At 73.9% G+C, this 21,256-nt stretch carries 15 protein-coding genes and 1 pseudogene; 5 read left to right on the forward strand and 11 right to left on the reverse strand.

Annotated features, from left to right (window positions below; translation table 11 throughout):
• Positions 1 to 9: 9 nt before the first annotated feature.
• Positions 10 to 1,284, reverse strand: coding sequence for an RNA-guided endonuclease InsQ/TnpB family protein (locus IE118_RS07700; protein WP_189556742.1), 1,275 nt, complete (start codon positions 1,282 to 1,284; stop codon positions 10 to 12).
• 75 nt (positions 1,285 to 1,359) lie between these two features.
• Here IE118_RS07700 and tnpA point away from each other — a divergent pair.
• Positions 1,360 to 1,802 (forward strand): annotated as a pseudogene (gene tnpA / locus IE118_RS07705) (IS200/IS605 family transposase).
• Positions 1,803 to 1,862: 60 nt separating this feature from the next.
• Here tnpA and IE118_RS07710 read toward each other — a convergent pair.
• Both IE118_RS07710 and IE118_RS07715 read right to left on the reverse strand, forming a co-directional pair.
• Entirely contained in the window at positions 1,863 to 2,417 is a 555-nt protein-coding gene (locus IE118_RS07710; protein ID WP_229846699.1) for a lytic transglycosylase domain-containing protein, read from the reverse strand.
• A 257-nt stretch (positions 2,418 to 2,674) separates the two neighbouring features.
• A complete protein-coding gene (locus IE118_RS07715) occupies positions 2,675 to 3,547 on the reverse strand; it encodes an SGNH/GDSL hydrolase family protein (RefSeq protein WP_189556746.1) in 873 nt (290 codons plus the stop codon).
• A gap of 261 nt (positions 3,548 to 3,808) precedes the next feature.
• Here IE118_RS07715 and IE118_RS07720 point away from each other — a divergent pair, with 261 nt between their 5' ends.
• Positions 3,809 to 4,366: a TetR/AcrR family transcriptional regulator gene (locus IE118_RS07720; RefSeq protein ID WP_189556748.1), complete on the forward strand. Its 558-nt coding sequence runs from the start codon at positions 3,809 to 3,811 to the stop codon at positions 4,364 to 4,366.
• A gap of 60 nt (positions 4,367 to 4,426) precedes the next feature.
• Here the strand turns inward: IE118_RS07720 and IE118_RS07725 are convergent, their stop codons facing one another.
• Positions 4,427 to 5,011: a YdeI/OmpD-associated family protein gene (locus tag IE118_RS07725; RefSeq protein ID WP_189556750.1), complete on the reverse strand. Its 585-nt coding sequence runs from the start codon at positions 5,009 to 5,011 to the stop codon at positions 4,427 to 4,429.
• 202 nt (positions 5,012 to 5,213) lie between these two features.
• Here IE118_RS07725 and IE118_RS07730 point away from each other — a divergent pair, with 202 nt between their 5' ends.
• The 3 genes from IE118_RS07730 (at position 5,214) to IE118_RS07740 (ending at position 7,330) form a co-directional block, all read left to right on the forward strand.
• Positions 5,214 to 5,498: a hypothetical protein gene (locus IE118_RS07730; RefSeq protein ID WP_189556752.1), complete on the forward strand. Its 285-nt coding sequence runs from the start codon at positions 5,214 to 5,216 to the stop codon at positions 5,496 to 5,498.
• 382 nt (positions 5,499 to 5,880) lie between these two features.
• Entirely contained in the window at positions 5,881 to 6,750 is an 870-nt protein-coding gene (locus IE118_RS07735; RefSeq protein WP_189556753.1) for an AraC family transcriptional regulator, read from the forward strand.
• Between the two features lie 133 nt (positions 6,751 to 6,883).
• The gene (locus IE118_RS07740; RefSeq protein ID WP_189556755.1) at positions 6,884 to 7,330 is read left to right on the forward strand and encodes a GNAT family N-acetyltransferase; all 447 of its coding nucleotides are present in this window, start codon (positions 6,884 to 6,886) and stop codon (positions 7,328 to 7,330) included.
• A gap of 126 nt (positions 7,331 to 7,456) precedes the next feature.
• Here IE118_RS07740 and IE118_RS07745 read toward each other — a convergent pair whose 3' ends face one another.
• From IE118_RS07745 to IE118_RS07775, 7 genes are all read right to left on the reverse strand, one after another.
• Complete coding sequence (locus tag IE118_RS07745; RefSeq protein WP_189556757.1) at positions 7,457 to 7,888, reverse strand: FxLYD domain-containing protein; 432 nt, start codon at positions 7,886 to 7,888, stop codon at positions 7,457 to 7,459.
• 252 nt (positions 7,889 to 8,140) lie between these two features.
• Entirely contained in the window at positions 8,141 to 11,155 is a 3,015-nt protein-coding gene (locus IE118_RS07750; RefSeq protein ID WP_189556759.1) for a condensation domain-containing protein, read from the reverse strand.
• Positions 11,145 to 13,016 (reverse strand): non-ribosomal peptide synthetase, encoded by a 1,872-nt coding sequence (locus IE118_RS07755; protein WP_189556761.1) that lies wholly within the window; start codon positions 13,014 to 13,016, stop codon positions 11,145 to 11,147. The genes IE118_RS07750 and IE118_RS07755 overlap by 11 nt, the downstream gene beginning before the upstream one ends.
• Before the next feature lies 1 nt (position 13,017).
• Positions 13,018 to 14,961: a non-ribosomal peptide synthetase gene (locus tag IE118_RS07760; protein WP_189556763.1), complete on the reverse strand. Its 1,944-nt coding sequence runs from the start codon at positions 14,959 to 14,961 to the stop codon at positions 13,018 to 13,020.
• On the reverse strand, positions 14,961 to 18,281 hold the full coding sequence (locus tag IE118_RS07765; protein WP_189556765.1) for a non-ribosomal peptide synthetase: 3,321 nt from the start codon (positions 18,279 to 18,281) through the stop codon (positions 14,961 to 14,963). The genes IE118_RS07760 and IE118_RS07765 overlap by 1 nt, the downstream gene beginning before the upstream one ends.
• 149 nt (positions 18,282 to 18,430) lie before the next feature.
• Positions 18,431 to 19,858, reverse strand: coding sequence for a condensation domain-containing protein (locus IE118_RS07770; RefSeq protein WP_229846700.1), 1,428 nt, complete (start codon positions 19,856 to 19,858; stop codon positions 18,431 to 18,433).
• Between the two features lie 20 nt (positions 19,859 to 19,878).
• The gene (locus IE118_RS07775) at positions 19,879 to 21,243 is read right to left on the reverse strand and encodes an MFS transporter (RefSeq protein WP_189556767.1); all 1,365 of its coding nucleotides are present in this window, start codon (positions 21,241 to 21,243) and stop codon (positions 19,879 to 19,881) included.
• Positions 21,244 to 21,256: the final 13 nt, after the last annotated feature.

Consider the following 21,256-nt stretch of genomic DNA (forward strand, 5'->3'; position numbering starts at 1 on the left):
CTCCCCTCATCACCGGATACACACGCGTCCGGGTAGTTGACGTGCTCCAGAGATTCCGGCCTGGGTCGGCTGGTCCTTCCGGGGGCTTCCTGCTTCACCGCGCTGTGCGGACACGGGTGCCCGTCTTACCGGCGCTCCACAGGCGTTTAGCGTCGCCGTCCGCCCGGCGGCGACGATACGGCGTCCTTCGAAGAGGACGTTGCGGGCCGCGTTGTGGTCGCGGTCGTGCACGGTGCCACATGCGCCGCACGCCCATTCCCGGACGTGGAGTGGCTTCGGGCCGTCCCGGAACCCGCAGGCCGAGCAGACCTGAGACGAGGGGAAAGCCCGGTCCACCTTGGCGAAGGTGCGGCCGTGCAGAGCCGCCTTGTACTCCAGCATCCGTAGGAACGCGGACCATCCCGCGTCGTGCACGGACTTGGCGAGCCGGGTACGGCCGAGACCGGACACCGCGAGGTCCTCCACATACACCGCTTGGTTGTCGCGGATGATCTGTGTGGATGCCTTGTGGTGGAAGTCCCGGCGCCGGTCGGCCACCTTGGCGTGCTGGCGTGCGACCTTGATGCGGGCCTTGGCCCGGTTCTTCGACCCCTTCTGCTTGCGGGACAGCTCCCGCTGGAGGCGCTTGAGCTTCTTCTCCGCCCGGCGCAGGAAGCGCGGGCTGTCAATCTTCCTGCCGTCGGACAGGACGGCGAAGGCGGACAGACCGAGATCGATACCGGCGTCGGTCTCCGCCTCGGGCAGGACGTCCGGCTCGGTGTCCACGACGAAGCTGAGGAAGTACCGGCCCGCACTGTCCCTGGTGACGGTCAGGGATGTGGGGGCGGCCGGAAGCCTGCGCGACCACGTGACCTTGAGGTTGCCGACCTTGGCCACGTAGACCGTGCCGTCGTCCTTCAGGCGGAAGGCGTTGGTGTTGAGGCGGACCGACTGCCGGGTGTCCTTCTTCGACTTGTACCGGGGCGGGCCCACCTTGCGGCCGGCCCGCTTGCCCCTGAGGCCGTCGAAGAAGTTCTTGTAGGCGGTGTCGAGGTCCCGCAGGGACTGTTGCAGGACGACCGCGGAGACGTCGGCGAGCCAGGCGCGCTCGGTGGTGCGCTTGGCCTGGGTGATGCGAAGCCGGGACAGCTCCGCCGACTTCACATACGGCAGCCCTGCCGCGTGCGCTTGTTTCCGGTCGCGCAGGCAGTCGTTCCACACCACGCGGGCGCACCCGAACGCGCTCGCCAGCGCACAGCGCTGTGCGGCGTCCGGATAGGCCCGGTAGTTGTAGCGGAGCTGCACGACCAAGATCATACTGAAATTGGTCTCTTGGACGGGCAGAACGATTACAGGCGGGGCATACACGTTGTTTCGGCGATGCACGCGCACTTGGTCTTCGTGACGAAGCACCGGCGTGGAGTGTTGAACGACGAGGTGCTGACACGCTGCGAAGAGATCATGCGCAAGGTCTGCAAGGACTTCGAGGCAGAGCTGAAGGAGTTCAACGGCGGACGCGATCACGTCCACCTGCTGATCAACTACCCGCCGAAGGCCGCCGTCTCCAAGCTGGTCAACAGCCTCAAAGGCGTCTCCGCCCGCCGGATACGGCTGGGGGCACCTCCCGGCCGAAGGCTGGGGGGAGAATTCACCGGCCGGATCAATCCCGCCACCACGCATGGGCACCTGTGGTCGCCCTCCTACTTCTCCGCGTCGTGCGGCGGGCGCCGTTGGCGATCATCCGTCAGTACATCGAGCAGCAACAATGTTTGCTTCAAAGCGCACGTCAAAGCGCTCATGAGATGCGTTCATCCCTGGCGTGAACGCCGGGGCTTTCTGCAAGGAACCCGGTAAGCGCCCTTCGATGGTCTCGTGAACATCATTCAGCCGGTGACCGGGGGACTCGGCCGGCCGTCGTCGGCCAGGGATTCGGCGGCGAGCCGCCGGTTGGTGCGGAAGCGGCGCAGGTACGACCGTGCCATGGGTCCCGGCGGGACGCCCCGGGCGAAGGCGCGCATGTTGCGTTCACCCGTGTTGTACCCGAGGGCGAGGAGTTCCTCGCGGGTGTAGCGGCGTACGTGCCGCGGGGGCAGGCTCCGGTCGAGGTCCTTCAGGTGCAGGGCAGCCGCGCGGATGGCGAACGCGGGGTCGTCGCGCAGGTCCTGCCACCGCCCCGGCAAGCCGTGCGTCCGCCGGACCTGCTCGAACGTCGCCCGGTGCATGTTGGCCACGCCGAACGACGCCCCGGGCTTCCACCACTGCCACAGCCGCTCCAGCAGGGGATGGTGGGGCTTGTAGGCCTCGTTGTGGAGGACGGTCATCACGAGCAGGGGGGAGACGCCGGCCTCCCGGGCATGGCGCACCACGACCTCGGCGTAGTCGGCCGGCGTGTACTCGCCGGGACGCAGAGGAGGCTTCCGGGCGTCTTCACGGTCCACGGTTCGCGTCCCGTGTCGCGCCGCCGGCATGGATGGTTCGGCCATGGCGATCGATCACCCTCCCACCGTCCTGAACGATTGTGAGGTGCACGTGCCCCCGTCTCCCCGCCGCATTCCCGGCCCGTGGCGAACGAGGGCGAGCGCCGGCCCACCGGGGCCGGCGCTCACCCTCGCGACGCTGACGAGGACGGCCGGGGCCGTTCGCCCCGTGTCTCCCTCCGGTCCGGTTCCCTCGGTGGGCTCTCCCGCTGCCGCCGTCAGCCCAGGCCGAGGACGCTCATGGTGTGCTCGGCCATGCGCCGCTCTCCGAGGGCGTTGGGATGGACGGGTACCAGGCTGCCGCCGAAGAGCAGCGGTTCGATCCAGCGGGTGCCGGCGGCTTTGCACGCGTCGTGGCCCTCGGAGACTCGCGAGAAGTCCACGTAGGTCGCGCCGGTCTCCTTGCTGGCGCGCTCGACCGCCGCGTTCAGGTGGGTCTGTATGGCGCGCAGGTAGGGCACGTCACCGGCGGCGACCGGCAGCTTCACGAAGCAGGACGGGTCGGCTGCGGCCGGTGTGATCCAGGGGTAACCCAGGACCGCCACCCGGGCGTTGGGCGCCTTGGCGCGTACCGCCCGCAGGGCGTTCTTCAGCGCGGGGTAGGTGTTCGTCTCGATCTGGTCGGTGAAGGAGGTGCCGTACGCCTTCTCGCACGGGTTGCCCTTGCCTCCGGTGAGGACACCCGCGGTGCCGCAGGCGGTGATGGCGTTGATGAAGGTGCCGTTGTCGTTGCCGCCGATCGTCAGCGTCACCAGGTCGGTCTCCGCGCTGAGGGCGTCCACCTGGGGCGCGACCCCGGGGTATTGCGATGCGGTGAAGTCCTTCGTCTGGGCGGCGCCGCAGGTCACGTCCTTCAACCGGGCGCCTGTCCGGGCTGCGATCACGTGGGGGTAGTTCGCGGTGGAGCGCAGGCACAGCAGGTTGGTGGGATCCACGGGCAGCACGCCGGAACCGGCGCTGTAGCTGTCGCCGAGGGCGACGTACTCCGGTGGCGCGGTGGCGTGGGCGGCACCGCCCGTGAGGCTGAGGGCGAGCGCACCGGCCAGTGCGAATGACGTGGCCATGACATTACGGGTGGCGTGCTTCGGCATGTGGTCCCTCTCCTGGGGGCGGAGCTGTGGGGCGGCAGCCGGCAGGGCAGCCGACAGCGGGAGCGGAGTGGTGCTGACGGGGGAGTGGGTCGGGCTGCGCGGTTACTGAACGGTTCTACCGTCAAGTAATGTGCAGGCCCCCCGACCGGGCGTCAACATTGTTGACCGAACTTCTTGAAATGCTCACGCAAGGCCCCGACCCGCCTCCGCGGCCGCGCGCACCCGGGATCGCGCGGCGCCGGGGCCCCTATCCTGTCCCGCATGCTGCAGACCGGCTCCGGCGCCACGACCCGCGAGGCCATCCACTCGGCCGCGACCCGGCTCTTCCGGGCCAGGGGCTACTCCAGGACCACCGTCCGCCAGATCGCGGCGGCTGCCGACACGGACCCCGCGCTGGTGATCCGTCACTTCAGGAGCAAGGAACTCCTGTTCCTGGAGACCATGCACCTGACGATCGACGACGAGCCCCTGCTCGACGTCCCACTGGAGCGCCTCGGGGAGCGCCTCGCCGGCCTTCTCGTCGAACTCGGCGGATCCGCGCGCGGGGTCTTCCTGGCGCTGGTGCACGGCAGCAACGAACCGCACATCCACGAACGTCTGCGCGACACGCACGAGCGTCTCTTCGTCGCACCCCTGCGCCGCCGCCTGTCCTGCCCCGACGCCGACGTCCGCGCGCGCATGGCGGCCGCCCTGGCGGGGGGTCTGCTGTACGCACTGTGGGTGGCCGGGGACGAAGGGCTGCTCCGCATGGACCGCACGGAACTGGTGTCACGGTACGGCGCGCTCCTCCAGGAGGTACTGACTCCCCGGACCTCCTGACGCCGTCACGGCCGGAACACCGCACCGTGCCCCGGCCCGGCGCCTCCGGGACGGGGACGCTCACCCTTCCCCGTCCCGCCGCCCCTTCACCAGGTCCCGTACCGCCCGCTCCAGCCGCGTCCGCCGCGTCTCCGGCGTCGCCGCCTGCAGCAGCGGGAGCATCACCAGGTAGCGGGCGGTCCTGTCGAGCGCGTCGAACGCCGCACGCGCCGCCGGATCCGCCGCGAGCGCCTCGGCCAGGTCGTCCGGCACGACAGCGGTCGCCTGCGACGCGTAGGCCCGGTCCCAGCGGCCGTCCTCCTGCGCCCGCCGGACCTCGGCGAGCCCGGGCTCCCGCATGCGGTTCGCCGCCGCCAGCGCCGCGACCTTCTCGACGTTCACGCGCGACCACAGGCTCCTCGGCCGCCGCGGCCCGTACTTCTGAAGGTAGTACCGGTCGTCCCCACCACGACGTTGCCCGGAGATCCAGCCCCAGCAGAGACCCACGTCGACGAGTTCGTCCTCCGTGACCGACGCGATCCCCGACGCCTTCTTGGCCACCTTGACCCACACGCCCTCCCGGCGCGTGTGGTGCTCGGCCAGCCAGCCCTCGAAGGCCGCGGCATCCGGGAACGCGACGATCTCCACCCCGTTGAACTCCTCCATGCCGGTCAGGCTAGCCCGGCCCGCATGAAGGTTCAGCCGGACCGGACCGGGCGCCGGGCCCGGACGTCTCGGCGGGGCCGCCGTTCGGATGACGCGAGGTGGCCCTTCAGGTGATGGCGGAACCCCTGGTGATCCGGACCCACGCCGCGGGGGTACGACGTCTCGGCGAGGACGAACCCGGCACGCCGTGAGGAGCATGAGGATGTACGCAGCAGTCCGGCGGTACGAAGGCGTGACTGATGCGGCCGAGGCGGCGCGGCTGGTCAACGAGGGGTTCGTACCGCTCATGCGCCAAGTCCCCGGCTTCGTGGCCTACTACTGGATCGACGCCGGCGACGACGTGATGATCTCGACCAGCGTGTTCCAGGACCGGGCCGGGGTCGAGGAGTCGATCCTGCGGGCGGCGGGCTTCGTGCGGGACAACCTCGCCTCACTGCTTCCCAACCCTCCCGAGGTCATGGCCGGCGAGGTGGTGGCTTCCGCGTGACGGCGCACGACCGGGACAAGCCGTGCGGGACGCTCCCGACGAGGCAGTGGCCCTGACGAGGCCGCAGTGGCCCTGACGGGGCTGTAGCCGTCCGGCCTCCTGCTCCGCCCTGCCCCGGCCGTCTGCCTCGCGGACGCGGCGCCGCAGCCGGCGGAGCACCAGGAGACGCGGAAACCCTCCTCACCGCGTTCGACGACGGGCGCGGCTCCTGCCATTCCTGCCACTCCCGCTCTCCCGGACCGGAACGACCGTCGAGGAGCGGCCCACGGCCCTGTCGACCCGTCTCCCTCAGCGCCGGTCCGGACGCATGACCGGATCGAACCGCAACGATCGGGTACGGCCCGGGTGCCCACTGCCAGGGTGGGAGTCGAAAGGGGGCCTCATGATCTCGGCACTCAACCGACTCGTCGAACTCGTCGAGGAGCACCTCGCCGAGGAGCTCGACGTCGACGGGTTGGCCAAGGGGCTCGGCACCACCGAGTACCACCTGCGCCGGATGTTCTCCTCGCTGGCCGGTATGCCGCTGTCGGAGTACGTGCGGCGCCGGCGCATGACCGTGGCCGCCGCCGACGTCGTCCGGGGCGGAGAGGACCTGCTGGGCATCGCCGTCCGGTACGGCTACGGCTCCAGCGAGGCGTTCGGACGCGCGTTCCGAGCGGTCCACGGCGCCGGCCCCGGTGACGTGCGCCGCGACGGAGGCCCCCTGCGCACACAACCGCAGCTCAGGTTCCGCCTGACCGTCGAAGGGAACATCCCCATGGACACCCGCCTCGTCGACCGGCCCGCATTCCGGCTGGTGGGACACGCGACCCGGGTTCCGCTCATTCACGAGGGCGTCAACCCGCACATCCAGCAGCACATCGCCGCGTTGCCGCCGGAGGAGCACCTGCGGCTGAAGGCCCTGAGCGACACCGAACCGGCGGGCCTGCTGCAGGTCAGCGACGGCCTCGACCCCGACGCCGCGGAGGGCAGCGCACTCACCTACCTCCACGGAGTCGCCCTCGGCCAGGACACGGCGGTCCCGGACGGGCTCGACGCGATCGAGCTTCCCGCCGGCATGTGGGCGGTCTTCCGTACCAGCGGGCCGCATCCCCAGGCCCTGCAGACGACCTGGGCGGCGACCGCGACCGATTGGTTCCCCTCCAACCCGTGGCGGCTGCGGCCGGGCCCCTCGATCGTCGCGATCCTGGAGCGCGCGGACGACTTCAGTACCGCTACCTGCGCGTTGTGGCTGCCCGTCGAACCCGCGTGATCCGCCCCGTCCGAGCAGCCGGCGAGCACTCCCGTCCCGACGGCCGCACCCCGCCGGACAGCGCCGTGACCTGCGCTCCTGCCGACACCTATTTCGATTGACGAGCCGTGGCGGGGACGTGTTTGCTGGGCCGGTGACCGACCTTCGCATCCACGTGGTGGACGACGACGTCTCGATCCGCGACTGGCAGTACATCCACAACCTGATCATCCCCGGTGACGTGCTGTCCCTCGACGACGTTCGCGCCCGCACGGGCCGCAACCGCATGGAGGTCGCCTACCTGGACGGCGTCCTGATCGGCTGCACCACCGTGCGCCCGCCCACCACGGACAACGGCGCCACCGCCACGGTCATCGCCCGTGTCCTGCCCGAGTTCCGTCGCCGCGGCCTCGGCGCCCGGCTCTACGAGCGGGCCTTGGGACAGGCGCGCGCGCTGGGCGCCCAGGTCGTCGAGACGGTGGTGCTGGCCTCCAACCCGGACGGTCTGCGCTTCGCCGAACAGCACGGCTTCGTCGAGCTGGAACGCTATCTGCTGCGCGAGGGCGACACGGTGCCGTGGATCGACCTGCGTCTGGCGTGACCGCACGGCACGGTCCCGACATCGGGCCCACCGTGAACTGCGGCGCTTGACCGCCGAATTGCCGACGGTCCCGGCTGCGTGTTCTCCAGCCGGGACCGTCTGTCCCTCCCCGCCCGGTCGGTGCGGTCAGGACGCGTACCGGGTGACCTTCGTGATCTTGCACTTCAGGCCGGACGGCGCGTCCGACAGGCCGACCGCCTTCTCCTCCGCCCTCTGGTCCGGCGCGAGGTTGTTGAGCGCCGCGGTGCCCTCCCCCTTGCGAGTGCCGGCCTCGTCGGTGAACTCGACGGAGATTAGGTAATTGCTCGTCTTGGAACTGCGGTTCGTCACCGTCAACTCGGCCTGTGGGAACATCCCCGAGTCGTCCGTCCCGCACTTCGTCAGCTCGACGTCGTCCTCGGGCTCGTTCGCCTTCGAGGCCGCAGCCCCCGACTTGTCCGAGCCCTTCGCCGCGGACGTCTCACCCGCGCCGCTGGACGACGTCCCTCCGTCACACCCGACGGCGACCCCACCCACCAGCAACACCGCACCGGCCGCAACCAGCCAGATCTTTCGCATGACGTCCTTCCCCAAGCGATCAGGAAGTACCAGAACGTAATGGTGTCGAACGACGCATAATCGACGAACCGTCGGTAATCGCCCGACCGAGGCAACCCCCGATCACCAGACCGACCACAGCCCGCCCGCCACATCGTCCGCCGACGGGCGCGTGCGATCGCATGAGGTTCAGGTCTCCCCCCCACGTATCAGTACCTCGCCGAGTCCGGCCCGAGCACCCCGGGGGCGGGTGCTCGGGCCGTGCGCGGGTCGTCAGAGGCCGGAGGTGCCGGTCATCTCGGCCAGTACGGTGCGCCAGTCCTCGCCCGGTCGCTCCCGCAGGGACGGCGCCAGCCGGTCGGCCCGGTACTGCCAGTGGTGGTCGAGGTCCGGATGCACGTCGTCCGTCTCACGGACCGCCCCGGCGACGCCGTCCCCGGCTCCCGCCCTGCCGGGATGCAGCAGCTCGGCCAGCCGCGTCGTGAGGTCCTGCCACGACACGTGACCGCCGACGGCGTTCGCCACCCCGTGCACGGGCTCGTCGAGACACGAGGTCACGGCCCGCGCCAGGGCAGCCGCGTGCACCCAGGGCGCGCCGTACCAGGCGTGGCCGTGGGTCCCAGGCCTCGGCAGACCGACCGGCTGTCGCCGGCTCACGGCTTGGTAGAGCACACCGGTGGCGCCCCAACGGAGCTGGTCGCGCAACCGCTCGTGCGGCCCCCACACCAGGGGGGAGCGCACGGCACTGGCGCCGCCCCGGTCCCCGGCGCCGGCCGCGTCCAGCAGCATCCGCTCGCAGTCCAGCTTGGCCCGCCCGTACGGGCTGAGCGGCTGTCGTGACGGTGCCCCCTCCGCCACGACGTCCCCGGCGGGATGCCCGTACGCGTCGACACTGCTGACGAAGACGAACGGGCCGCGCCGCCAGGCCTCCACCATCGCCCTCATGGCCGCCACGTCCACCTCGGGACGGACGAAGGTGCACGCGGCGTGGATCACCGCGTCGGCGCTCTCCACCGCCGCGCGCAGACTGCCGGGGTCGGTGAGGTCGCCCTCGACGACGTCCACCCCTTCCCCGTCGACGAGGTGCGCGGACTCGGGTCGGGCCAGGGCGAGTACGGGACGGCCCTGTGCGGCCAGTTCCCGCAGGACGAAGGAGCCGACGCCACCGGTCGCGCCGGTGACCAGGACCGTGCCCCGACGCACGCCTCGGGAACGCGCCGGCCGGGTGGGCGTGGTCGCGGCGGTGGCCCGCTGCGCGGCGCGTTCCTCCAGCAGGGCGGTGAGCGCCCTGGGCGTACGGGCCTGAAGGATGTCCAGGCCGGTCAGGGGAAGCGTCAGCGCTCCCCGCAGCCGCTCGGCGAGCCGGACCGCGATCAGCGAGTGGCCGCCGAGGTCGAAGAAGTCCTCGTCGGGCCCCGGCACCGGGCGGTCCAGCACTGCCGCGAACGCCTCCGTCACGGTCTTCCCGAGCGGACCCCCAAGAGCAGGGGCGGGCGGCAGTCCGGGCAGTCGCGACGTGTCGGTCGCGCCCCGGGGCGTCCGGGGCAGGGCGTCCAGCAGGGTCACGGCCGCAGGCACCGACTCCGGGGGCAGCGACGCCCGCAGGGCGGACCGCAGTTCCGCGCGGGAGGGGCCCGAGACGCCGCGCAGTACGGCGTACGCCAGTGGCGGCCCGCCGTCCGGTTCGACGACGACGGCCTCCGCCACCTGCGGGTGCGCGAGCAGCAGCGCCGCCGCCGGATGCCCGCCCCTGGCGGGCATGTCGTCAGCCTCGCCTAGCCGGTCAGCACCCCCCGCCGGGACGGCCGGCACCCGGGCGGGGACGGCCGAAGCAGGGGACTGGGCAGGGCCCCGGACGGGGAGCTCGGACAGGCGCGCCCCGGGGTCGGCGGCGACCCGGATGAGCAGCGCGGCGAAGCCGTCGGCCAGTGAGGCTGCCGTCGCCTCGTCCAGTGCCGCGCGGCCGAACTGGACGAGCGCGGCGGGACGGCCGGTGTCCAGCAGCCCGAACGACAGGTCGAACTTGGCCTCGCCGACACCGACGTCCACGTGCTCGCTGCGGGTGCCGGGCAGCCGCAGCACCGTGGGCTCCGCCATGACGTCGCTGGTCACCCGGACCAGGGCCGTCCCGTCGGCGGCGCGGGCGGTGCCGCCCAGGCGCTCCACGACGAGGTCGAACGGCACCTCGCGGTGGCGCTGGGCCTCCAGCAGCGCGTCCCGCACCCGCTCCACCAGGACGGTGAAGGCCGGGTCGCCGGAGGTGTCGACGCGCACCGGAAGGGTGTTGACGCACAGACCGACCAGCCCGCGCATGTCCGCCCCCCTGCGGTGGGTGCTCGCCACGCCGATGAGCAGGTCCTCCTCGCCGGTGAAGCGGTGCAGGGCGGCGAAGGCCGCGGCGAGGACCGTGGTGAACAGGGTGGCCCGGTGCGCCGCGCCGAGCGCCCGCAGGTCTTCCGGCAGCCGGGACGGGAGCGGCACGGTGCGCACGCCGGCGGGCCGGACACCGGAGTCGGCGGGCGGGTGAACGGGGCGGGGCAGCGGGGGCGGCGCGGCCCCGTCGAGGCGGCCGGTCCAGTGGCGCAGCCCTTCCTCGAGCCGGTCGGCCGCCGCGTGCTCACGGCGCGCGAAGTCGGCGTAGCGGAGCGGACGCGCGTCCGCCTGCGGAGGTGGGTTGCCGGTGGCGCCCGTGGGACGGCCGGCGGCGGCCGCGTACAGCTCGCCCACCTCCCGGGCGACGATCTCCAGTGAGGCGCCGTCGACCGCGATGTGGTGGAACGTCAGCAGGACCGTGTGGTCCTCCGCGCCGTGCCGCAGCACCAGGACCCGCGGCAGGGGCCCGGCGGACAGGTCGAACGGGCGGCGGGCCTCCTCGACCAGCAGGTCGTGGGCCTGCTCCGGGGCCGTCTCCACGACCCGCACGTCCCCGGCGCGCGGCGCCGGGAGCACCTCCTGGAAGGGGTCGCCGTCCCGCTGCCCGTACCGGGTGCGCAGGATCTCGTGGCGGGCCACGAGCGCGGTCAGTGCGGTGTGCAGCGCGTCCAGGTCCAGCGGACCGCGCAGCCGGGTGGCGAAGGGCACGCTGTAGGAGGCCCCGCCGTGACCGAGCCGGTCCATGAGCCACATACGGCGCTGGGCGTGGGACAGCGGCGCGCGTCCCCGGCCGGCGTCCGCGGGGGCGGCGGCTCCCGCGGACGCACCGGGGCGGCTCGCGGCACGTTCGCGTGCCCGGCGCAGCAGTTCCTCCTGAAGGGACTCGGCCGAGGTCCCCGCGCTCTCAGTGGCCATCCTGGTACTCCTCGGCGCGGGGGCGCAGGTCGTCGTGGGCGGCGAGCAGGGCCTGCTCGACCAAGGCGGCCTGGGCGGCCACGGTGGGGGCGGCGAAGAAGTCGGCGAGCGTCATGTCGACACCGAGTTCCTCACGCAGGTCGTCGGTCACGACCAGGGCGAGCAGCGAGTGCCCGCCCTGGTCGAGGAAGTCGGCGTCGGGCCGGGTGATCTCGCGGCCCAGGGCACGGCCCCATATCCCGGCGACCGCCTGCTCCAGGGGCGTCAGGGGAACGGCCGGGACGACGGCTCCCCCCTGCCCGCCGAGGTCGGCGAGGGCACGGCGGTCGACCTTCCCGGACGGGGTCAGCGGAAGACTGTCGACGACCGTCACCTCGTCGGGGACGAGATGGGCGGGCAGGACCGTGGCGAGGCGGTCGCGCAGCGCGCCGGGCCGGGGCACGGGCCCGGGCGCCGCCACGACGAACGCGACGAGGCGGGTGTCGTCCGGGCCGGGCCGGTGCACGGTGACGGCCGCGTCGTCCACGTCGGGCTGCCGGCGCAGGACGTGCTCGACCTCCCCCGGTTCGATGCGGAAGCCGCGCACCTTCACCTGGTCGTCGGTCCGCCCGTGGAAGTCCAGGGCACCGTCCGGGCGGACGGAGACGAGGTCTCCGGTGCGGTACAGGCGTCCCAGCTCCGGATGGTCGACGAAGCGTTCGGCGGTCAGGTCGGGACGCCCCGTGTACCCGTGCGCCAGCCGGCTGCCGCCCACCCACAGCTCACCGCGCGCACCGTCCGCGACCGGCCTGCCGTCGTCGTCCAGTACGTGTGCGGTCGCACCCGCGACGGGCCGGCCGATCGGCACCGGTCCCTCGCGGTCCGCGGCGGTGACCCGGTGCGCCGTGGCGAACGTGGTGGTCTCCGTGGGCCCGTACCCGTTGACGAGCTCCAGCCACGGGAACGCCTCCAGCACCTGCCCGGCGTGCTGGGCGGACAGCGCCTCCCCGCCCACTACGACCGAGCGGAGCACCGAGAACATCCGGGACCGCCGGGCGGCGAGCCGGTGGAAGAGCGCCGTGGTGAGGAACGCGACGGTGACGCCGTGACGCTCCACGTGCCGGGCCAGGTCCTCGAGCGAGGGCCGGTCGACGGTGCAGACCACGACGGCGGCCCCGTTGGCCAGGGCCCCCCACACCTCGAACGTCGACGCGTCGAAGGTCATGGGGGAGTGGAAGAGCACCCGGTCCCGGGGGGTGAGGGTCACGTAGCCGGGCTCGGACAGCAGCTCGGCCGCGGCCCGATGGGGTACCGACACGCCCTTGGGGCGCCCCGTCGAGCCGGAGGTGAACATGATGAACGCCGTGGCGTCGGCGCCGGGCTCGGGCGCGGGTGCGAAGGAGTCCGGCAGTGGTGTCTCCTCCGGCAGCGCCAGGACCGGACCGGTGCGGGGCGCCGCGTCGAGGAGCTTGCCGTCGCCGACGGTCAGCGTCACTCCCGCGTCGGCGGCCATCGCCTCGGAACGGGGGCGTGGATGCGCCGGGTCGAGCGGCACGCAGGTGGCGCCGGCCCACCACAGGGCGAGCTGCGCGACGACGGTGCGCGCCGAACGGTGCATCAGCAGCGCCACGCGGTCGCCCGGCCGGACGCCGTACGCGCGCAGGTGGGCGGCGAGGGCCCGGGCCGAGGAGACGAGCCGGGCGTAGGTGAGGGTGGTGTCGCCCTCGACCACGGCGAGGGCGTCCGGGGTCCGCGCGGCGTGCCACGCCACGAGGGCGGGCAGCCCGGAGCAGGGTGCGGGCCTGGTCACGTCGGGGGCGGCCGGCAGGGGTCGGGAGAGCATGGGTCCTTCGTCGGGGGCGGTGTGGGTGAGGGTGGTCATCTCAGGCGCCCGTCCTTCGCGCGGCCTCGCGGCGGCGGTCGACGAGAGCGGCGACGGCGCCCAGGTCCGGCTGGCGCAGGAACTCCGGAGCACGCAGGCGGACACCGGTGCGCTGTTCGATGACGGCCAGCAGACGGGCGGCGACGATCGAGGTGCCGCCGATCGTCGCGAAGTCGTCGGTCAGCACCGTCGCGGGCCTGGAGAGGAGATCGCGTACGGCGTCCAGGACGACCCGCTCGCCCGCGGTGGCGCCCTCCGGCGCGTCGGCGCGGTCGCCCGCGGCGGGGGCGGCCGCGTCGCGCGCCAGCCCGGCGCGGTCGACCTTGCCGTTGGCGTCCAGCGGGAAGGCGTCGACGATCCGCACGGCCGAGGGCACGGCCTGTTCGGGAAGCCACGCCCGCGCCGCCTCCAGCAGGGTCTGTTCGGACACCGAGGCACCGGGCGCGAGGCGGACGTACGCGACCAGGCGGACGGCGCCGCCGGGGCCGCGGGGCGCGGTGACCACGGCGCCGAGCACGGCCGGGTCCTTCTCCAGCGCGGCCTCGACCTCGGCGGGCTCGATCCGTACTCCGCTGATCTTCACCTGGTTGTCGAGACGCCCGAGGAACTCCAGGACCCCGTCCCGCCGCATCCGCACCCGGTCGCCGGTGCGGTAGAGCCGGTCCACGCCCGGAAGCTCCACCCCGGGCGCGGGGGCGGTGAAGCGGAGCGCGGTCAGCTCGGGGTCCACGTACCCAAGGGCCAGACCGCTGCCGCCGACGCGGAGTTCGCCCTCCTCGCCCCGCGCCACGGGGCGGCCGTCGGGGCCGGTGACGACGACCGTCACGCCGGGTACGGGGGTGCCGATCGGCGGTGCCCCGGGACCTTCCGCCCCGGCGTCCGCGGCACGCATGGCGTACGTGGTCGTGACCACGGTGGCTTCCGCGGGACCGTAGGCGTTGTGCACGGTCGCGGTCACGTCGGCGCCCGGACGGCGGCGCATCCGGTCGCCGCCGACGACGAGATGGCGCAGCACCAGGCCCTGCGGCCAGGGCCGCTCCAGCAGCGGCTCGACCATGGGGGTGGCGGCCACCGCCACGGACACGGCGGCCTCGCGCCACCACGAGGTGAGCGCCCCGGTGTCCCAGCGGACGTCGTCGGGCGCGGGCACCAGCGCCGCGCCCGACGTCAGTCCCGCCCACAGCTCCATCAGGTGCGGGTCGAACGCCACGCCGATGAGCAGGGACTGCCGGTCGCCGGGTGCGAGAGCGGTCTCGGCCCGGTACCAGTCGAGCAGCGTGCCGAGGGCCGGCTCGGCGACCACGACGGCCTTGGGACGGCCGGTGGAACCCGACGTCAGCACCGCGTAGAACGCCCCGTGGGGCGCGCGGAGCGCACCGGGACGGGACGGCGCGAACGCCGCCACCACCGCTCCGGCCGGGTTGACCCCGCCCTCCGGCAGGGCCAGCGGGACGTGCCCGGCCGTCCGGTGCCGGGCGGGCAGCACGGCGGGGGCGCCGATCAGGCAGGCGACGTCCAGGTCCTCGGTGACGGCTTCGACGCGCCGCTCACCGGGGCGCGGCCCCAGCGGCAGATACACCGCGCCCAGTCTGGCGATCGCCACGGCCGCCACGACGAGCGCGGCCGAGCGGTCCAGGCAGACACCGACGAGGTCACCCGTCCCGACCCGGTCGCGCAGCGCGGCCGCGGTCTCGTCGGCGGCGGCGTCGATCTGCCGGTACGTCCAGGTGCGTCCGCCGTCGATCACGGCGAGGGCGTCCGGGGTGCGGCGTGCCCAGTCCTCGAACAGGTCGAGCATCCCGGTCGCGGCGGCGTTCCCGCGGAGCTCCGGGCCGCGCGTGACGCTGAGCGTGTCATCGGCCGGGGAGGCGGGAGCGGGGGCGGTGAGGAGAACCTCCGGCGGGGTCACCGGCCGGGGGACGGGGGAGGTGGTCGGGTGGCTCATCAGGACTCCGTGGAGGGGGTGGTGGCGGCGGAAGGGTGGGCGGCGAGCGCGCCGGCCTGGTCGGCGAGCACCGGGTGGCGGAAGAACAGCCGCATCGGCGGGCGGTGGCCGAGCCGGGGCTCCAGCCAGGCCGCCAGTTGCGCGGCGCGCAGTGAGTGGCCGCCGGCCCGGAAGAAGTCGGAGCGCTCGTCGAAGTCGTCGTGACCCAGCACCGCGCGCCAGCCGTCGGTGAGCAGCACGGTCACCGGGTCGGCCGGAGCCGTCCCGGTGCGTCCCTCGCCGTCCCGCGGCGCCTCGTCCGGGCCACGCGCCCCACCGCCGGGACCGGAGCCGTCCGCGGTCCCCGCCGCCCCGCCCGGACGGTCGCCGTCCGCGGTCCGTCCCGTACCGCGGGGGCCGGACGCGCCGGCCGTGCCGAGCGCGGCGGCCCTGCGGGCGAGCGCCGTACGGTCCGGCTTGCCCCCGGCCAGCGTGGGCATCGTGTCCAGACGCACCCACCGCTCCGGCACCAGGGCGGTCGGCAGCCGCAGCCCGAGCTGCGCGTGCAGCGTCCGCTCGTCCCACGCGCCGCCCTCGCCGGGGCTCTCCACGAAGCCGACCAGCCGGGGTCCGCCGGCGGGCCCGTGGTCCAGCACGACGGCACAGGACCGGCCGCCCAGCGCGGATGAGGCGGCCGCCTCGATCTCCTCCAGTTCGATCCGGTACCCGCGCAGCTTGATCTGGTTGTCCCGGCGGCCGAGGAAGTAGAGCGCCCCGTCCAGGCCCCGGTAGCCCACGTCACCGGTCAGGTAGACCCGTTCACCGCCGAGCGTGTCGACGCGCGTGAACCGGGCGCTCGTGGTCTGCGGGTCACCCAGGTACCCCTCGGCGAGCCCGGCCCCGGCGATCGCCAGCTCGCCCACCGCACCCGCCGGCAGCGGACGGTGGTACGCGTCCAGGACGTGGACGCGCTCGCCCGGCAGCTCGCTTCCGAGCGGGACCTCCGCCCCGTCGGCCAGGGCTTCCGGGTCGATGCGGTGGACGGTGGTGGTGACGGCCGCTTCGGTGACGCCGTAGGCGTTGAGCACCGTCGCGCCGGTGTCCGCCAGGAAGGAGCGCAGCGCGTCGGCAGGCAGGCGTTCGCCGCCGAGCACGAGCAGGCGCGGCGTCCAGCGGCCGTCGCGCAGGGCGGGCCGCAACTCCTCCCGCACGGCGAGGAAGTAGCTGGTGGGCAGGTTGGCCACGGTGACGCGCGCGTCGGCCAGCAGCCCGGCCAGCTCGGTGCCGGTCGGCACCTCGTGCCCGGGGACGACGAGGCACGCCCCCGCGTACAGGGAGGGCAGCACCTCCTCCAGGGCCACGTCGAACACCGGCTGGGCGAACAGCAGGACCCGGTCGTCGTGCCGCAGCCCGAACCGCCCGGCCACCCCGGTCAGATGGTTCTCCAGTGCCGCGCGCCCGACGGCGACGGCCTTGGGGACGCCGGTCGACCCGGAGGTGTGGATGACGTACGCGGCGCCCGGCACCTCGGGGGCCGCGTGCGCCTTCGGCATCCGCGGCGCGTCCACGGCGGCGGTCGGCAGGCCGCCGGGCACCGTGACGGGGTGGTCGGCCGAGGTGAGGACGAGAGCCGGGGCCAGGCGGTCCAGGAGCAGTGCCAGACGGGCGGGCGGGTCCGAGGGCGACAGCGGGCAGTGGACCGCCCCGGTGCGCAGACAGGCGAGCAGCACCACGACCGCGTCGGCCCCGCGCGGCAGGACGGACGCCACCGGCCGGCCCGCCCGCACCCCGGCGGCCAGCAGGCGTTCCGCGAGGGCGGAGACCCGGGCGTCGAGGTCGCCGTAGGTCAGGAGGCGGGCGCCGTCGAGCAGGGCGGGCGCGGAGGGGTCGTGGGCGGCGACCGGGTCGAGCGGGTCCCCCACCGGCCCGGAGGCGGCGCCGCTCCCCGGCTCCGCCGGCCCGTGCGGGGCCGCAGCGGGTGTCTGCCCGGCGCCGGCGGCGGACCCGGGCGGCGCCAGGTCCGCCAGAGCGGTGTCCGGGGCGTCGAGATAGGCCCGCAGCAGGGCCAGGAACCGCCCGGCGAGCAGCTCGGTCACGTCCTCGTCGAACATGTCGGCGTCGTAGTCCCAGACCAGGGTCATTCCGGCGCCACCGTGCCGGGGACCGACCCCGCGCCGGTCGTCCGGCAGCAGCACCACGTCCAGGTCGAAGCGGGTGGTGCCCGTGTTGAACCCCTCGAACAGCGTGATGTCCAGACCGGGCACGTCGACCTCGGGCAGCTCGGCGTCATGGGCGCTGAACATCACGTCGAACAGCGGGTTGTCCGCGCCCGAGGTGCGCAGGCCGAGCGCGCGGGTCAGCTCCTGGACCGGCACGTCCTGGTGCGGCAGCGCGCGGATGAGGACGTCGGTCACCTCGTCCATCGTCTCCTCGGCCGGCGCGGCGGGGTCCAGCCGCAGCGGCAGGGGGATGGTGTTGACGAACATGCCGACGGTGCCCTCGTGCCCGCGGGGCCGGTTGCCCACCGCGGTGCCGACGACCAGCTGCGAACGGCCGCTGTGGCGCCGCAGCAGTTCGGCGAACAGACCGAGCAGCGTGGAGAACGGGGTCAGCCCGCGCAGCCGCGCGTGCGCGCGCAGCCGCTCCGCCAGGTCCGCTCCGATCGACTGCCGCAGCTGACCACCGTGATGGCGGCGCCGGGCACCGGGACGGGAGAGACCCGGCAGCGGCATGTCGTAGGGGAGTCCCCGCAGTTCGGCGGTCCAGAAGTCCAGCCCGGCGCGGCAGGTTCCGGTCTCCCGGCCGCGGGCCTGCGCCTCGATGTGATCGGCGTAGGAGGGCGCGGGCGGCAGCACGACCGGCTCGCCCAGGACGTGGCCGCGGTAGACGGTGAACACGTCGTCGAGCAGGATCGCGAACGAGTGTCCGTCGTGGATCAGGTGGTGCTCGACGTGGATGAGCCGGTGGTGCTCGTCCCCGAGCCGTACCAGGGTCCAGCGCAGGAGCGGCGCCTCATAGGTGTCGAGCGGGGTCTCCGCCTCGGTGCGCAGCAGCTCCAGGAACGCGGCCTCCGGGTCGGTGTGCGTGCTCAGGTCGACCGTCCGCAGCCGGGGTGCGCACGTCCGGGCGACCCGCTGGCCGGGTACGGCGCCGGAGACGGCGACCAGTTCCAGGCGCAGGCCCGGGTGCCGGTCGAGCGTGGCGGCGAGGCCGCGGTGCAGGGCGTCCGCGTGGAGCGGTCCCCACAGGTCGAGTGCCGCGGTGAAGTTGTAGGCGCGGCTGCCGGGTTGCACCTGTTCGTGCAGCCAGACGATCTCCTGCGAGGAGGAGAGCGGAAGCATGGGCGATCCCTGGGGTCGTCGGGTCGGGTGAGGGCCCACCGGGCACGGTCGTGTCCGGTGGTGGTGGGGGAGCCGGCCGCGGATCGCGCGGACGGGTCCCGCCGGGGAGGAAGCAGCGGAAGGGTGGTGCGGGGTGGCCCGTGGGGTGGTCAGCCGAGGGCCGGTGACGCCTGGGCCTTCGTGCGGAGCGCTTCGGTGAGCGCGTCGAAGGCGGCGAGGGCGGTGCGGTCGGCCGTCACGGCGCGGTCCCACACCATGCGCAACCGCAGTTCCCGTCCGTGGGTGACGGAGACGGCGAACGGTCCGCGTACGGGTCTGCCGTCGACATGGACCTCCCGGCCCTCGACGCCGGCCAGGCGGAGCGAGGGACGCTGCGCACCGTCGTCGACGGTCAGCAGCCCGTCGAGGCGGCCGGACCAGCCGGAGCCGGCCTCCCGGGCCGCGCGCACCACCGCGTCGAAGGGCACGTCCGCCCGGTCCAGGTCCTCCCACCAGGCGTCGGCGGTGGCTTCGGAGCCGGTCGGGGCCGGATCCGTCACGGCGGGGAAGACCACCGTGTTGAGGAAGCAGCCGAGCACGTCCTCCGCGCCGGGCGGACGGCCGCCCCACGGATAGCCGAGCGGCACCGTGTGCCCCGGACCGTACAGCACGCGCACCGCGGACCGGCAGGCGTCCAGCAGGTCGGGGAAAGGGGCCCCGGCGGCGGACCCGGGCAGCACCACGGAAGCCGAGCCGGTCGGCGGTACAGAAGCCGAGCCGGTCGGCGGTACGGGCGTCGAGCCGGTCGGCAGCGTGCCGGCCGTGGGCAGGCCGTGTCGTGCGGCGGGAGCACGGTCACGGACGGCCCGCAGCCGTTCACCCCAGTACGCCAGTGCCCCGGGGGACTCCGCACGCTCCTCGGCGTCCAACTGGAGCAGCACGGCGTCGCGGTACGCAGCCAGCTCGGCGGCGACCTCCCCGGGGGCCGGCGGCCGCGCCCGCGGACCCTCGGCATAGGCGGCGCCGAGTTCCTCGACGATCCGGGCCAGCGTCCGCCCGTCGCACGCCAGGTGGTCGAGGACGACCGCGAGCACCTCCGACGGCCCGCCGCCGTGGGGGAGGACCGAGTGCTCCCGGCCGCCTTCCGGCGCGTCCTCGGTGAGGAACAACCGCAGCGGTGGCCCGTCGGGTGACCAGGCGCCCAGCACCCGACGCAGGGCCGCGCCGGCGTCCTCGCCGGGCCTCGGGCGCACGCGGACGACCGGGACCTCGGGCTCCGCCATGCGCAGCACCGGGGTGCCGCGCACCACGGCGGGCCGGCCACGGAGCACGGGGTGCAGCGAGACGAGGCGTCGCGCCGCGGCGGCGAGGCGCGACGGGTCCACCGTGCCGCGCGGGAAGGCGAAGAACATCGGAACGAGGTCCGGTCGCCCGGTGGGGTCCAGCGCACGCACCAGTGCGAAGCGGCGCTGGGCTCCGGTCACGGGCAGCAGCGCGGGCGCCCCGGCACCAGTGGTCAGTCCCCGATAGCGAGCCAGATACTGGCCCGTGATGCTGGACACGTCGTCCTCTCCGTCGTCGGCCACGGTGGTGTTCACGGTGTTTCCGGAAGGCCGGGTCAGCCGAGTGATGCCGTTCTGTCACGCCTGTCGGTTCCGGTCTGGGCGTCGGGCTCGGCTGCGGTGACGGCGGCGCCGGCCGTGTCGGTGTCCGGGGCGGCGGCGTGGACCTCGTCCGACGGAGCGGGCAGGTCGCGCATCCCGCGCAGCGCGGAGAACAGCAACGGCAGCGGCACGGCGAGGAATCCGGCCGCGCAGCACAGCAGGGCGGCGCGGGCGCCGAAGCCGTCGGCGAGCACCCCGCCGGCCAGCGCCCCGAGCGGCAGCGTGCCCCACATGAGGAAGCGGAGGGTGGCGTTCATCCGGCCCAGCAGGCGCGGGGGGCACAGGACCTGCCGGAAGCTCACCTGGGCGACGTTGTAGACCACGGCGCCGAAGAAGACGACGCCCGAACCCAGCGCGAACAGAGGTGCGCCTCCCGCCCGCTCCGACAGCGGCCACAACACCGCGAACGGCCCTGTGACCAGGGGGGAGAGCCAGATGATCCGGGCCTGTCCCCAGCGGGCAGCCAGCGTGCCCGCGGTCAGCGCGCCCACCAGTCCGCCGACGGCCGCGGCGGACAGTGCGAGACCGACCGCTCCCGGCGCGAGGCCCAGGTCACGAACGAGGAACACCGTCTGCGTGGCCATCAGCACCGCGGTGAGGAAGTTGCCGAGTCCGGTGGCGGCGGCGATCACCCGCAGCAGCGGATGGCCCAGCACGAAGCGCAGCCCCTCACCGATGTCCGCGCGCAACGACGCGCCGGGAGCGGGTTCGGGGCGGGGCTCGGTTCGCCCGATCCGCCACAGGCACAGCGCGGAGAGGGCGTAGCCGGCGGTGTTGGCGGCGACGGCCGGATGGGCGCCGAGCAGCTGGACCAGGCCACCACCGAGCCCCGGACCCGTCACCTGCGCGGACGACCGCACGGTCTCCAGTGCCCCGTTGCCCTTCACCAGCTGGTCCCGCGGCAGGAGGTGCGGCAGGTAGCTCTGGTGGGCCACGTCGAAGAAGACGGTGGCGATGCCGGTGACGAACGCGACGGCGTACAGCTGGGCCATCGTCAGGACGCCGGCCGCGCCCGCCACGGGGACGCTCGCCATGGCCGCGGCCCGGACGACGTCCGCCCGGATCATCAACGGCACCTTGCGCACGCGGTCGACCCAGGCACCGGCGGGCAGCCCGATCAGCAGGAACGCGGCGGTCTCGGCGGCCGTGAGCAGTCCGACCTGGAACGCGGACGCGTCGAGTACCAGCACGGCCACGAGCGGCAGAGCCACCAGGGTGACGTGGGCGCCGAACTGCGCGGCTGCCGCTCCGGCGAGCAGCAGTCTGAAGTCGCGTAAGCGCAGGGGGCCGTTGACCGCGGCGCGGAATGTGACGGACATGTGAACGACCTTC

The sequence above is a fragment of the Streptomyces pilosus genome (assembly GCF_014649835.1).
Classification (GTDB): domain Bacteria; phylum Actinomycetota; class Actinomycetes; order Streptomycetales; family Streptomycetaceae; genus Streptomyces; species Streptomyces pilosus.